At 34.7% G+C, this 15,006-nt stretch carries 12 protein-coding genes and 1 riboswitch; of the genes, 5 read left to right on the forward strand and 7 right to left on the reverse strand.

Going from position 1 to position 15,006, the window contains the following annotated elements; genetic code table 11:
- Positions 1-367: 367 nt before the first annotated feature.
- From KA878_RS03250 to KA878_RS03270, 5 genes are all read right to left on the reverse strand, one after another.
- Positions 368-1,927, reverse strand: a complete 1,560-nt coding sequence (locus tag KA878_RS03250; protein WP_193838755.1) for an RNA-directed DNA polymerase — start codon at positions 1,925-1,927, stop codon at positions 368-370.
- 544 nt (positions 1,928-2,471) lie between these two features.
- Positions 2,472-3,077 carry a stage II sporulation protein M gene (locus tag KA878_RS03255; protein ID WP_193838754.1) on the reverse strand — a complete coding sequence of 202 codons (606 nt, stop codon included), beginning with the start codon at positions 3,075-3,077 and terminating at the stop codon, positions 2,472-2,474.
- Positions 3,078-3,268: 191 nt separating this feature from the next.
- A complete protein-coding gene (gene rarD, locus KA878_RS03260; RefSeq protein WP_193838753.1) occupies positions 3,269-4,174 on the reverse strand; it encodes an EamA family transporter RarD in 906 nt (301 codons plus the stop codon).
- Between the two features lie 244 nt (positions 4,175-4,418).
- Positions 4,419-6,155 (reverse strand): phosphomethylpyrimidine synthase ThiC, encoded by a 1,737-nt coding sequence (gene thiC, locus KA878_RS03265; protein ID WP_210142061.1) that lies wholly within the window; start codon positions 6,153-6,155, stop codon positions 4,419-4,421.
- Between the two features lie 184 nt (positions 6,156-6,339).
- Positions 6,340-6,443, reverse strand: a riboswitch (TPP riboswitch).
- 115 nt (positions 6,444-6,558) lie between these two features.
- Positions 6,559-6,774: a zinc ribbon domain-containing protein gene (locus KA878_RS03270; RefSeq protein ID WP_193838751.1), complete on the reverse strand. Its 216-nt coding sequence runs from the start codon at positions 6,772-6,774 to the stop codon at positions 6,559-6,561.
- A 379-nt stretch (positions 6,775-7,153) separates the two neighbouring features.
- Between KA878_RS03270 and KA878_RS03275 the strand changes: the two genes are divergently transcribed.
- From KA878_RS03275 to KA878_RS03295, 5 genes are all read left to right on the forward strand, one after another.
- Positions 7,154-8,713 carry a PTS mannitol transporter subunit IIBC gene (locus KA878_RS03275; protein ID WP_193838750.1) on the forward strand — a complete coding sequence of 520 codons (1,560 nt, stop codon included), beginning with the start codon at positions 7,154-7,156 and terminating at the stop codon, positions 8,711-8,713.
- Between the two features lie 73 nt (positions 8,714-8,786).
- Positions 8,787-10,823, forward strand: coding sequence for a BglG family transcription antiterminator (locus tag KA878_RS03280; RefSeq protein ID WP_193838749.1), 2,037 nt, complete (start codon positions 8,787-8,789; stop codon positions 10,821-10,823).
- Positions 10,824-10,834: 11 nt separating this feature from the next.
- Complete coding sequence (locus tag KA878_RS03285; RefSeq protein ID WP_033079814.1) at positions 10,835-11,269, forward strand: PTS mannitol transporter subunit IIA; 435 nt, start codon at positions 10,835-10,837, stop codon at positions 11,267-11,269.
- Positions 11,269-12,372 carry a mannitol-1-phosphate 5-dehydrogenase gene (locus tag KA878_RS03290; RefSeq protein ID WP_193838748.1) on the forward strand — a complete coding sequence of 368 codons (1,104 nt, stop codon included), beginning with the start codon at positions 11,269-11,271 and terminating at the stop codon, positions 12,370-12,372. Before KA878_RS03285 ends, KA878_RS03290 begins: the two co-directional genes overlap by 1 nt.
- Positions 12,373-12,859: 487 nt before the next feature.
- On the forward strand, positions 12,860-13,618 hold the full coding sequence (locus tag KA878_RS03295) for an SDR family NAD(P)-dependent oxidoreductase (protein WP_080291052.1): 759 nt from the start codon (positions 12,860-12,862) through the stop codon (positions 13,616-13,618).
- A gap of 86 nt (positions 13,619-13,704) precedes the next feature.
- Here the strand turns inward: KA878_RS03295 and KA878_RS03300 are convergent, their stop codons facing one another.
- Positions 13,705-14,484, reverse strand: a complete 780-nt coding sequence (locus KA878_RS03300; RefSeq protein WP_193838747.1) for a hypothetical protein — start codon at positions 14,482-14,484, stop codon at positions 13,705-13,707.
- Positions 14,474-14,812 (reverse strand): PadR family transcriptional regulator, encoded by a 339-nt coding sequence (locus KA878_RS03305; RefSeq protein WP_053030099.1) that lies wholly within the window; start codon positions 14,810-14,812, stop codon positions 14,474-14,476. The genes KA878_RS03300 and KA878_RS03305 overlap by 11 nt, the downstream gene beginning before the upstream one ends.
- Positions 14,813-15,006 lie beyond the last annotated feature (194 nt).

Genomic DNA, 15,006 nt, shown 5'->3' on the forward strand with positions numbered 1-15,006 from the left:
TAATTTATATTTTAAATTCATAGGCTTATCACAATATGAGCATGTTCTCACATCACGTGAACTTCTCAATTTCTACGACCTTCCATTTTCAATATAATTTTATAATCTCTACTATTGATAATCCATGTTTATTGCGAATAAGCTTTATTTTATATTTTGCCGTAAAAACAATAAAGTATTTACACAAACATTTTGTATGGGCTGAAATATAGTGTTTAAAAGTCAGTTACAATTTTTTGTTTTCATAATTACTTTTGCTAGGACATCATAAAAACATGAAGTAGATATTTAATTGTATATCTATTATTGTCGCCAAAATAGTAGATGATATATTTTTTTATGCATACGCACTTAACTGATCACAGTATTAATTAATATTACTATGGTCAAAAGCATTGAATATACTATATAGATTGAATTCATATTTAATAAAACTTATTCCTTTTTCTTTCATAGCCTTCCATTCTTGCTTAGACAATTGTTCTTTAGATAGAACCTCATAAATAAATAACCAATATGCATCAAAATTATCTTTTGATAAATCTTTAGCTAATTTAGTCAATTTTTTCTTTCCTTTGCCGAATTTAAATGCCATACCATACATGTATAGAATTAATAATAATAAACAGTCTTCACAATTTATTAGTTCATCATATTCTTCAGTATTGAGAATATTGATATTATATTTAACAGCTAAGTAAAGCGCATAACTAACACCCTCATAATTATTAATTCTATAGTTTTCTTTATAAATTTGATAAAGAACTCCCTTTAACTCACTCTCGTTAAATTGTTTTAAGGATAAGATTTGTTCTTCAAGTAATGGTAATAAATATGGATATATAATCGCTAAATGAAACCAAACTTTAGTTAGATATCTTTTTGCATTATTTGAAAGCCTCTCTTTATTTAAAACTTTAGTTGCATAATTTATAATTGCCGCATTAGATTCCTTTTCAGCCAAACTAATTGCTAAATTCATGTAATACTTACAACTGTTGTAATCAATATAATCATTAGAATTTTTTATGAAAAAAGTTTTGATATTTCTAATCCAATTCTCTTCAGTTTCTTTAGGAAGTTTATCAATTTTTGTTTTTTTATAATTTAAGCTCAAACCATAATTTCGTAAATGCTTTTGTAAAGAATATAAAAAATTATTTGCTTCAGATATGCTAGCAGTATAGCATGTATAATCATCAATATTTCTAATATAATTAAATTTCTCTGAATGCAAATTATTATCTATTTCACATAAAATAACTTCTGCTAATAAATTAGATGTATGTGGGCCTATGAGAAGGCCATGTGTCTCCCCTTCTTTCATATTTCTCGTATATAAATCAATTTCATTAAACCATTCATTTTGATATTGTCTGGATTTATATTTTTTTGCCTCAATTTTTGAGATTAATGCCCAAGTGATAGCATGTGTATATATACTTGGAAAACAATTAGAAATATCTGCAGAAACTTTGTATTTTGCTCCAATTAATAAATCAATATTGGGACTCCCATCTATTTTATAATTAGAATAATTCATTTCGAACAAGCCATTTTTCTTGCTTTTTTTTCTGATGTGAATTCGACTAATTTTAAAATGTTGGTTTTCAGTTAATTTTTGAAAATGATTTACATATTCTGTCCAATTTTCCGATAATGTTTCACACTGTAATGAATAGGAAAATGGATTAGGAATAGCTAACTGTCTAGGAATGTTTATATTTCGGTAACTTTCATATAATATATAAGTCTTTGGTTTTTTCATGTTTTTATCAAATTTAATATTAGTATTTTTATAATATTGATAATACTCTTTTGATTGAAGGAAAGGTGGTAACTTATCGTTAAATAATCCATAACTTATAAATTCTTCTAATACTTCATCTTTAGTAATTTCTTCAATATATTCATAGTATTTTTTCATATAGACCTCTAAGCTTTTACATATAAATTCTTAATTATTTCTAAAATTTACAACTATTATACACTTAATTTTTATTTACTATTACAAATTATTTATAAAATAAAGATTTATTTCAAAAAATTTAGCACGCTTTTCATATTCATCTTACCTTCCATGATATTCATAACGATAAATGCAAAGATAAATGTTAATACAGATGATAGAACGAAGTTGTTTCAATAGGAATGTCATGTCTGCCACGATATTGTTCGGTGGTAATTTACTCATGATAAATTTATGTGAATAATAACTACATATGAAACCTAACATATTAACGATAATGGCTAATAATATAGTTTCACGATAAACGTACATGACGTTTTCTTTTTTATAGACCACTAAGTCTGTTAGAGTTGCAACTTCTCATGAATGTTCTCTGACGTTAATGTTAGTCAAAATAAATATTTCAACCACGAACTCCTGAATATCCAATCAGAAATTGAATAAATGCACAAACAAGCCAAATGAACGCAAGATAGGGTTCATTTGGCTTTATGTATGAGAATCAACTCAAAATATTAAATATAAAATTAGCTACATATGTTTCTAGAAATGCTGCGATGATGATTAATGGTAATGCGATCAATACATAGGATTTGATTACGTTGATTAAGTTAACTTTTAACGCGTAGTTTTCTTTTTTACTTTTCCTGAAGAGATTGGTAAAGCGACGTGTGATGGCTTTATTCAACATATACAATGCACTTGCTAAAATGCAAAAGCCCATGACTTCAAATGTATAATGCGGAATAAATGCAATACATCCTATCAAGCCTTTATGTAAATCAAAACTCAGAAGAAAGCCAAACATTATGCCAGGCATAAGAATGGTAACCACTAAATTGATCAAATAAAGATAAGGTATAGGTAGTAAGGCTAAGATAAACATTTGTAGTGGCACTTGAAAGCCGTTATTAACGATATATTTCCACACTTTCTCAAGTCCTTTAGCTTCGCCAATCTTTTCGCTCGCATTTCCCATATTCTTCAAGTCATTAATTGACGGATGAACAAAATAACAGAATAGCGTAGTAATGATTACACATATCGTAGCCACTATAAATATTTTTACGGCACGTTTAACAATATCCAAGTTAATTGATTTCAGCATAATCGACCTCCTCTGTCGCCACTTATACTAACAAATCTTATACGGTATTTTAATATCTTTTTCAGAGATTTAAGGTAGACTTAATGTTCGCATGTACACGTTCACATTAGCGCGCTCTGACATTATAAAAGCTATGAGGAAACCTTGCATTATCGGTTTCTTCATAGCTTATTTTAACTAGATTGAAGTGATTATTGAGGTCCTGGATTGCGTTTCATCTTCACATATTGAGAGATACTGTATAGTATAATTCCGAACCAAATAAGTGCGAACGTAACTAATTGTTGTGCGTCAAAATGTTCTTTAAAGGCAAAGATACCTAAGAAGAACATGATCGTTGGTCCAACGTATTGAATAAATCCTGTTAGAGATAAAGGAATTCGTTTAGCACCTGCTGAGAATAAAATTAATGGAATGGCTGTTACTGCCCCTGAGAATAGTAGCCAGAAGGTATCCATGTTCATACCGACTGATGACGTTCCTGTCTTCCATAAATAAATCATATAAATTAATCCCGCTGGCGCTGTGACGATACATTCAATCGCAATACTGCTGATGGCTTCGATTTTAACAATCTTCTTCAACAAGCCATAAATGCCGAATGAGAAAGCAAGCATTAATGAGATAACTGGAAATTCTCCAACGCGTATCGTCATATAGAGTACTCCGATTGCCGCAAATACGATGGCTAAAGATTCAAATTTATTAAACCTTTCTTTTAGGAAAATAAACGCCAATAATATACTGACTAATGGATTAATGTAATAACCTAAACTAGATTGAAGGACGTGGCCATTAGATACAGCCCAAATGAACGTTCCCCAGTTCACCGTAATCACATAACCGGCAATAATGATGACGATAAGTTCAATTGGATGTGAGAATAGATGTTGCAAATCACGCTTGAATGTTTGTGATTTCTTTAAAACGACGATCATTAGAATCATAAAGATCATGGATAATACAATGCGATAAGCTAAGATTTCAAATGCACTAACGCCACCAATTAATTTCCAATAAATTGGCAAGATTCCCCATAGTACATATGCCCCTAACGCATATAGAATCCCTTTTTTGAATTCAGTATTGGAATTCATCCAAACCCTCCTATCGGTATAACCCTGGAAATATGTATTTAGTAATACAACTATGGTACCAATAGTTAAGAAGGTTAGATATATAAACTGCTCAAAATCTCTTAAATTCCCAATGAATCAGGTCGAATTAACCCGAATTTAGACATCCATCACTCTAACATCACACAACCCGAAGTCTTACCCTTTAATTCAAAAATAATAATGGCAGTGACTACACAAGCCACTGCTATAAGGTAATTCTGTATTATTGATAGATTTTGTTGCCTGATTTTCTAAACTCTTCGTCTTTTTCTCTCATACCTTCTAATTGTTCTTTATATGAATCACGAATCTCATGTGACAATTTCATTGAACAGAATTTGGGTCCACACATACTACAGAAATGTGCAATTTTTGCAGCTTCAGCGGGTAAGGTTTCATCATGAAATTCTCTTGCGCGTTCTGGGTCTAATGATAAATTGAATTGATCTATCCAACGGAATTCAAAGCGTGCTTTACTAATCGCATCATCGCGAACCGTAGCACCTGGTAAGCCTTTCGCTAAGTCGGCTGCATGCGCTGCGATTTTATATGTTACAACACCATCACGAACATCGTCTTTATTTGGTAAACCAAGATGTTCTTTAGGTGTTACGTAACATAACATCGCTGTGCCATAACTTGCAATTTGGGCTGCACCAATGGCAGATGTTATATGATCATATGCTGGCGCGATATCAGTGACTAAGGGGCCTAATGTATAGAATGGTGCTTCTTTACAATAGAAATCTGCTAAATCCTGGTTCTCTTTTATTTTATACATTGGGATATGTCCTGGTCCTTCAATCATGACTTGCACATCATGTTTCCAAGCAATTTCAGTTAATTCACCTAGTGTTTTAAGTTCTGCAATTTGGCTTTCATCGTTAGCATCATAAATTGAACCTGGACGTAAACCGTCTCCTAGAGATACTGCCACATCATATTTGTTTAAGATTTTACAAATATCTTCAAAATGCGTATATAAGAAACTTTCTTCATGATGTGCAAGACACCATTGCGCAATAATTGATCCTCCACGCGATACAATACCTGTTAAACGATTGACAGTTAGTGGAATGTAATGTAACAACAAGCCAGCATGAATCGTGAAGTAGTCGACACCTTGTTCGGCTTGTTCAATTAACGTATCTCGATAAACTTCCCAAGTTAAGTCTTCAGCTACACCGTTTACCTTTTCCAAAGCTTGATAAATTGGTACCGTACCTACTGGAACTGGTGAATTACGAATCAAATATTCGCGAGTAGAATGGATGTTCTTACCTGTCGACAAATCCATCATCGTATCTGCACCCCAGTGAATTGCCCACACCAATTTCTCGATTTCCGCTTCAATCGAAGATGAAACGATGGAGTTACCAATGTTCGCATTAATCTTAACTTTAAAATTCTTTCCAATAATCATCGGTTCTGATTCAGGATGATTGATGTTACTCGGTATAATCGCACGTCCTCTCGCAATTTCTTCTCTCACAAATTCTGGGTCTACTTGTTCACGAATCGCAACGAATTCCATTTCTTTAGTGATAATGCCTTGTTTCGCATAATGCATTTGGGTTACAACTTTATCTTTCATTGCACGTTTCGGTTGATAATGAAAAGGGTGTGCTACATAGTTTTTATGACCATCTTTCTTAAAGCCATTATCAATCGATTGAACCTTGCGTCCTTCATAGCATACGACATCTTCACGTTCAGCAATCCATGATCTTCTATTTTTTGGAATCCCTCGATTAACATTTACCTCATAACTCTCATCATGGTAAGGTCCCGCTGTATCGTACACTATTATTGGTTCATTTTTAAATGAACTACTTTCAAGTTGCGTATCCGACAACTCAATTTCACGAAATGGAACTTTGATTTCGTCGTTCTTTCCTGTTTTAAAGATTCGTTTGCTCGCTGGAAAATTCTTTTTAAAATTAATCAATTCTTGTTTCATATACATAACCTTCCTATGCCACTAGGTATATCTCAAATGACTGATCAATACATGCACAAAAAAACATTCAGCTGAACACTGAATGCATAAGAAAATAAGCAAAGTATATTAAACAAATTTATATGTATCTTAAATTATTAAAGTGAAAGTGAACAAACCTTTTAACTTTAATATCTTTTAGTCTAAATGTACTCACTTGCTTCCCTACGCTAGTATTAACTAGATCAGGTACGAAGGGTTGGAGTTTTAAACTCCTTTCAGCCACTTAAAGCACCCCTAGCAGATGATATTGTATTACAAGCATAATTGTACCAAACGTGTCATATTACTACAAATTAAGATTTATTGTGCATAGAAAAACAGTGGTCTTAATAACCACTGTCTAAAATTCTATTTACTTAACTTATCCACCAAAGAATAAATCAATAATATCACTTGTTCTATTTTTATCAGTTTTATAAAACTCTGTATAACCACAATTCTTGCAAGTGATTGTTTTAAAGTTGTTATGTTGGACATCAAACATCTTAGATAGTCCAGAACCTGTTGCCGATAGTGTCCCCTCTTCCACTTCTGTATGTCCACATTTCACACAGCCGTTTCCTGCATTCCCAGTCATACACAACACTCCTTTATTGTTTCTTACTTATTTTATAGCCTATTTATTAATCGCTAATCTTTAGATATTAAATATCTCCAGTTGAATTACACGTTTGTTTTAAAGATGTTTGACATCACTCTTTTAATTCTCAAATTATAGATAAGTCATCTTATAAATAACAATCTAAATTCAGGATTTTCGGCAAAATATATGCAAAACTTGGCTTTCAGATTTGCTCGCTAATTACTTCTATCCAAACCCTAAACCCATTCTCCATGACCTTGCCACACTGTTGTCACATTTACTGTGACAAAGTGGCATTTTCTTTATGTTGAAGACGCTTTCTTACGCCCTTACAATTGAAGTATCAAATCAGAATAAAAAAAGAGGTGTAGTTATGGCTCAAACAGAGACACAAGAGAAAAAAGGTCTCGGCCGTAAAGTTCAAGCGTTTGGTTCATTCCTTAGTAGTATGATTATGCCAAACATCGGTGCGTTTATCGCATGGGGCTTTATTGCTGCGATTTTCATTGATAATGGCTGGTATCCTAATAAAGAATTATCTCAATTAGCAGGACCAATGATCACGTACTTAATTCCATTACTTATCGCATTTAGTGGTGGTCGTTTAATTCACGACTTACGTGGTGGTATCGTTGCAGCGACAGCAACTATGGGGGTTATTGTTGCATTACCAGATACACCAATGTTACTTGGCGCAATGATTATGGGACCACTTGTTGGTTGGTTAATGAAGAAAGTTGACCAATTCTTACAACCTAGAACACCACAAGGCTTTGAAATGTTATTCAATAACTTCTCAGCAGGTATTCTAGCATTCATTATGACAATCCTTGGCTTCAAACTATTGGCGCCAATTATGCAATTCATCATGCACATCTTATCAGTAGCAGTTGAATTCTTAGTACACTTACACTTATTACCAATTGTAAGTATCATCGTAGAACCAGCTAAAATTTTATTCCTTAACAACGCGATTAACCATGGTGTATTCACACCACTTGGTACTGACCAAGCCGCAAGTGCAGGTCAATCTATTCTATTCGCAATCGAATCAAACCCTGGACCAGGTATCGGTATCTTATTAGCGTACATGATCTTCGGTAAAGGTACTGCTAAAGCAACTTCATATGGTGCAGGTATCATCCACTTCTTCGGTGGTATTCATGAAATTTACTTCCCATATGTATTAATGCGTCCATTATTATTCATCGCTGTTATTTTAGGTGGTATGACTGGCGTAGCAACTTACCAAGCAACTGGTTTCGGATTCAAGAGTCCGGCTTCACCAGGTTCATTCATCGTGTATTGCTTAAATGCACCTAAAGGCGAATTCTTACACATGGTATTAGGCGTATTCTTAGCAGCACTTGTTTCATTCGTAGTTGCCGCATTAATTATGAAATTAACTAAAGAACCTAAACAAGATTTAGAAGCAGCAACAGCAAAAATGGAATCTACTAAAGGTAAAAAATCTAGCGTGTCATCTAAATTAACTGGTGCCACTACTGGTACTGGCGCAGCTGGCGTAGCAGCAAACAAAGCTGAAGGTGACAATCATACAGAAGCTTCATCAGAAGACGAAGAAGAAGACTTACTTGATAACTACAACACTGAAGACGTAGACGCGCATGACTATAGCAATGTTGACCATGTTATTTTCGCATGTGATGCGGGTATGGGTTCTAGTGCAATGGGTGCAAGTATGTTACGTAATAAATTTAAAAAAGCAGGCATTTCAGACGTTAACGTTACAAATACTGCAATTAACCAATTACCAAATAATGCACAACTTGTTATTACACAAAAAACATTAACCGACCGTGCAATCAAACAAGTTCCAAACGCAATTCATATCTCAGTGGATAACTTCTTAAATTCTCCACGTTATGAAGAATTATTAAACAACTTGAAGAAAGATCAAGACAAAGCATAATTAAATAGTTTAGGAGTCGAACATAGCGCGATTGCTTCCTATGTTCAGACTTCCTTCAAAGGGGGGACACACCATGTTAATGAGTACACGTGAAAAGGAAATCATTGAACTGCTAATTAAGTATTACGGTCAATACGTCACGATTTATGAAATTGCTCAACAACTTGGCGTGTCCTCTCGTACAATTCATCGTGAATTAAAAGGCATTGAAACCTACCTTCAAGGATTCAATATGACACTTGAACGTGCGAATAAAAAAGGCATTAAGTTGTCTTGTAACGATGACCAAATTCAACTTTTAAAACAAGAAATGGCCCAACACGATACGATTGACTTGTCTGTTGAAGAACAAAAAGCGATTATCTTATACGCACTGATTCAATCCAAGCATGCGGTGAAGCAATATAGCTTGGCGCAAGAAATTGGCGTATCTGTTCAATCATTAACCAAATTACTTGATGACTTAGAGAAAGATCTCGCAAGCTATCAACTTAACCTTTATCGCAAACGTGGTGAAGGGGTATATCTTGATGGCCCTGAATCGAAGAAACGTGAGTTCTTAAGTCAATTGATGGTAAATAACTTAAATAGTACAAGTGTTTACTCCGTCATCGAGAATCACTTTGTCTATCAATCGATTAATCAGTCACAACAAGCGTTAGTCGATTTGGATAGCATCTTTAAGATTGAACGTATCTTAATGGATTACTTAGGCCAATTGCCGTACACCTTAACGGAGTCGAGCTACCTTACCTTAACCGTCCATATTGTATTGAGTATTGCGCGCATTCAAAATGGAGAGTATGTATCCATAAATGAAGCGATTCATCATTCTGTTAAAGACACATTTGAACATCAAATTGCTACAGAAATTGCGAAACGTATAGAGACACTATACGATATCGACTTTAATCAAGCGGAAGTTACATTTATCACCATTCATTTACGCGGTGCAAACCGCCGAACAACCTCCAAGATGTTTGAGAATAATGAATTTGACGACCGTAAAATACAAGCATTTGTAAACCGTGTTGAACGTCTATCAGGCCAAACATTTGAAGACTATGCGACACTTGTTCATGGCTTATCATTGCACATCAATCCAGCGATTAATCGTTTGGAAGCCAATATTGAGACATACAATCCACTCACTGAGATGATTAAGTACAAATACCCTCGTCTCTTCGACATCGTGCATAAAGCGATTGATCAGACGTGGCCGGAGTTAGTCTTCCCGGATAGCGAGATTGCCTTTATTGTCTTGCATTTTGGTGGCTCCTTAAAAAGTCAGTCGAGCCAACTGCTACATGTTTTAGTTGTCTGCAGTAGTGGTATTGGAACAAGTCGATTATTAGCAACACGATTACAACAATCGTTCAATGAAATAGAGAAGATTACACAAGCGTCCGTCAGTGATTTGAAACGATTAAATCTTGAAGATTACGATGGTATTATTTCAACCGTTAAATTGGATATTTCAGCACCATTCATTACGGTTAACCCACTACTACCAGAAGCTGACGTGACCTATGTGGCATCATTCTTAAAGACGACTGAGCATAAAGCAAAACAACATGAAATACGCGAAGTAAAACATTCGATTCAAAATCCTAATCAAGTAGTCAGGAACATCGAACAAGGCTTAGCATTGTTGAACTCTATGCAATTTGAATATAAAGATGTAACTATTTGGAATCACTATTTAGCTGACTATCTTGAGGACAATGGCGTGATTGCGCCGAATAGTCAGACGTCATTCGCTGAGCTGTTGCAAGATAAATTGAATCAGAATCCTGGTTGGATATTGCAACCCTACCCTGTTGCTATTCCACATATGAAGGATGATTTGATTCTTCGTCCATTGATTCTCATCACGATATTGAATCAAGAGATGGACATGCAAAGTACTCAAAATGACCTTTTCAAAATTAAATATATGGTTAGCCTATTCATCCCAAATAATGATGAAATGGCACAACTTGTCGGGGAACTATCTGCTGAATTGGGTCATCATCTCGAGCAAATTGATGACTTCATGCAAGACCCTGACGCTATGAAACACATATTGAGAGATAGCTTTTTAAAACGAATTCAAAACCAATTAACTTAGGAGTGTATAAAATGACTGAATTATTTAGTAATGACAATATCTTTTTAAACGTATCTGTAGGAAGCCAAGACGAAGCCATCGAAAAAGCAGGTCGTGCGTTAGTAGATAGCGGTTCTGTAAACGAAGCGTATATCCAAGCAATGAAAGAACGTGAACAACTTGTTTCTACATTCATGGGTAACGGATTAGCAATTCCTCACGGTACTGATGAAGCTAAAGGTGATGTATTAGCATCTGGTTTAACATTACTTCAAATTCCTGAAGGTGTAGATTGGAACGGCGAAACAGTGAAAGTTGTCGTTGGTATCGCTGGTAAAGACGGCGAACACTTAGACTTATTATCTAAAATCGCAATTACATTCAGTGAAGAAGAAAATGTTGACCGTATCGTCAATGCTAAATCTGCGGAAGAAATCAAACAAGTCTTCGAGGAGGCTGATGCATAATGAAAGCTGTACATTTCGGAGCTGGTAATATTGGTCGTGGATTCATCGGCTATATTCTTTCAGATAACAATATTGATGTCACATTTGCAGACGTTAACGAAGACATTATCACTGCATTAGATAAAGAAGGCGCATATAACGTTATTCTTGCTAATGAAGAGAAAACAACAACACGCGTGACTGGTGTTAGTGCAATTAACAGTGGTCAACCTTCAGATGAGTTGAAACAAGCAATTCTTGAAGCAGATATCATTACAACTGCGGTTGGTGTAAACATTCTTCCTATTATTGCGAAATCATTCGCACCAGTGTTAAAAGAAAAAGAAAATCACGTCAACATCGTGGCATGTGAAAATGCAATTATGGCGACTGATACGCTTAAAGAAGCAATCTTAGATATCACTGGTCCATTAGGTGATAACATTCACTTCGCAAACTCTGCAGTTGACCGTATTGTCCCACTTCAAAAAAATGAGAATATCTTAGACGTTATGGTTGAACCTTTCTTTGAATGGGTTGTTGAAAAAGACGCTTGGTACGGTGAAGAATTAGAACATATTAAATATGTTGATGATTTAACACCTTATATCGAACGTAAATTATTAACTGTTAATACAGGTCATGCCTTATTAGCATATGCTGGTCGTTTCTATGGTAGAGATACTGTCTTAGATGCGGTTAAAGATGATGCTATCGTTGCAGATTTACGTCAAGTATTAGGTGAAACAAGCGAGTACATCGTAGATAACTTCAGCTTCACTAAAGATGAACAAGCGGCTTATGTTGAGAAAATTATTGGTCGTTTTGAAAATCCATACCTTTCTGACGAAGTAACACGTGTAGGTCGTGGCACAATCCGTAAAATCGGTCCTAAAGATCGTATTATCAAACCTTTATCTTATCTATATGAAAATAACTTACGTCGCAAAGGCTTATTAAAAGCAGCAGCGTTATTATTGAAATATGATGATATGAACGATAAAGAAACAGTTGAAATGCGTGAATATATTGATGCACATGGTGTAAAAGCATTCTTATTAGAATATGCGAAAATCAATGACCGTTTAGCAGATGAAATTGTAACTGTGTACGAAGAACTATAATGCGTTAAATACTCTAACAATTGAATGCGTGCAGGTTACACAATACTACGTATTGTTGCTGCTCGCTTGCTCTAGGCATTGCTGGGAGCGAAACAGAATTCTAGTGTTTAAGAATTCGTTTTTTCGCCCCCACAAAGTTGATTAGACATTAAGCATGTAAATGCTTAATGTCAATCAACCACTATGAAGCCAAGCTATTTATAATTGAAAAGAGTTAAATCACTTTATAAGCCTTTTTCAAAGTCTTGTAGGTTGTGATTTAACTCTTTTTTTATTTAAGTTTTGTCTCAGTGCTAATGCTATTCCTAGTAGCGTCTCGCAACCAATTCTTCGTAAATTTAGTTGAACCTATGTGCTTAATTAATAATCATTCAAAGTCTCATAACTTAAAGTTATGAATACATAAATAAGTGATATGAATACTTTCACATTTTAAAGGAATAGTTAAATAAAGGGTGTTCATGAATATATCTTGGAGGGATTATTAATGGGAAAATTAGATGGTAAAGTCGCATTTATTACAGGTGCAGGTTCTGGTATGGGTAAAGCACAGGCCATTCTTTATGCATCAGAGGGTGCTAAAGTTATCATCGCTGATATCAATGAAGAAACTGTGAACCAAACTGCTAGTGACATTAAAGCACATGGTGGCGAAGCACTGCCAGTTACGATCGATGTATCTAATAAAGAAAGTGTTGACCACGCTGTTAAACAAGGTGTTGAAGCATTTGGTACGATCAATATCTTAAGTAATACAGCTGGTATTCTAGATGATTATAAACCAACGCTAGAAACGTCAGAGGAATTATGGGATAGAATTATTAATATTAATTTAAAAGGTACCTATCTTGTAACGAATGCAGTGTTGCCACATATGATTGACAATGGCAAAGGTACGGTTATTAATATTGCTTCTATCGGTGCATTTGTAGCTGGCGGTGGCGGTGCAGCTTATACTTCTGCGAAACATGGTATTGCAGGTTATACGAAACAATTATCATTTGATTATGGCCTTAAAGGTATTAAAGCAAACGCCATTGCACCTGGTGCCGTTGATACTGGCATGACACATGCGATGTTTGAAGAAGGTTCTGCAGATGTTATGGAAAAAACAAATTCTGTACCTGCTGGTCGTTATGGTCAACCAGAGGAAATTGCACAATTGTCACTCTTCCTAGCAAGTGATGATTCTGATTTCATCCATGGTTCAATTATTCCAATCGATGGTGGTTGGTTAGTCGATTAATGATGCATTCATATTTCAATGATGCGTCACTAATAAAAGCGTTGAGTCACTATTAATGAAGTGATTCAACGCTTTTTATCAATCATTTAAGAATGATGTTTTCGCTCTTTTCGGTTCGTATAATAAGCATGACCAAAGAATGCGATATTGATTCCAATAAGTAATACGATATACAGTACAAGTGATATCGTTAGAAATTGCTCATTAGAATGATGGTGTGCTTTAAAAATCTGGCCGATTAAATTAGGTAAGCACACGATAAAGATGACAAGTGCAAATAGCTTTTGTTTCACAATGAAACATAGCAACATAACAATTGCTAATAATATGAGTCCAATAACGATACTTTGCGTTTGATTAAGGCTCACAAGTGTATAGATAGGATATTTTCCAGCAATATACGTACTTACAATCATTAGTATAAAAAGAACCATACCGCCTATAAACGCATAGACATAGACACGTTTAGCATCGCCATATTTTACAATTGCTTTTCTTATTAAGAACCACGGCACAATGATCGCTAATACGAAGATAAAGATTATATTTAAAATATAGCCCACCGTGAGTGTAAAGGTCGTTTCAAAGAAATCTGGTATCGTAAATATCGCAATCATAAAGCATACGAAGTACGTTAAATATTTAGGTAACCCTTTAGTGAAGCTCATTTCTTTAGAGAAGTTATCCGCATAATCTTTCACAGGCGTGTTCAGAATATCGCTCACATCGTCACCATTCGCTTCTGCCATTTCAAAGTGGTCTTGTAATTCATCACCAATGGCATGGACTTCATCCTCATCCTTACCTCTAAACATTAATTCTGCCTTTAGCTTTAATATATAGTCTTCTTGTGCTTTAGTCATCATATTCATCACTCCCGAATAAATTATTCATTCCTGAGTTGAGATAACGCCATTTCTCCTTAAATCGTTCCAATTCTTCTTGCCCGCTTTCAGAAATCGTATAATACTTACGTTTAGGGCCACCGTTATCTGATTTACGCGTGGTTGTGTGAACGTAGCCTTTCTTACTTAATCTAAGTAACACTGGATAAATACTACCATCGCTAATTTCAGGAAATTGGTTTTCTTTTAATTTCTCTAAAATTTCATACCCATACGTCTCACCCTTAGCTATAAGTCCTAGAATTGCACCATCTAAAAGCCCCTTCATCATTTGATTAGATACTGACATGTCATCACCTTTTACTAACTATCTTATAATATAAGATAGTGCATTTTAAAAAAGAAGTCAACTATCTTACAATAAAATATAGTGACGCTTTAATCGCTACGCTAATTAATAAGTTGCATAAATAAAACATTAAATCCCCCAGCAACTTTGGCGCGCCTGGGGGATTATCCATACTCGTTACGTAAATATTAAAA

It is taken from the genome of Staphylococcus sp. GDY8P57P (assembly GCF_017892585.1).
GTDB lineage: Bacteria > Bacillota > Bacilli > Staphylococcales > Staphylococcaceae > Staphylococcus > Staphylococcus borealis.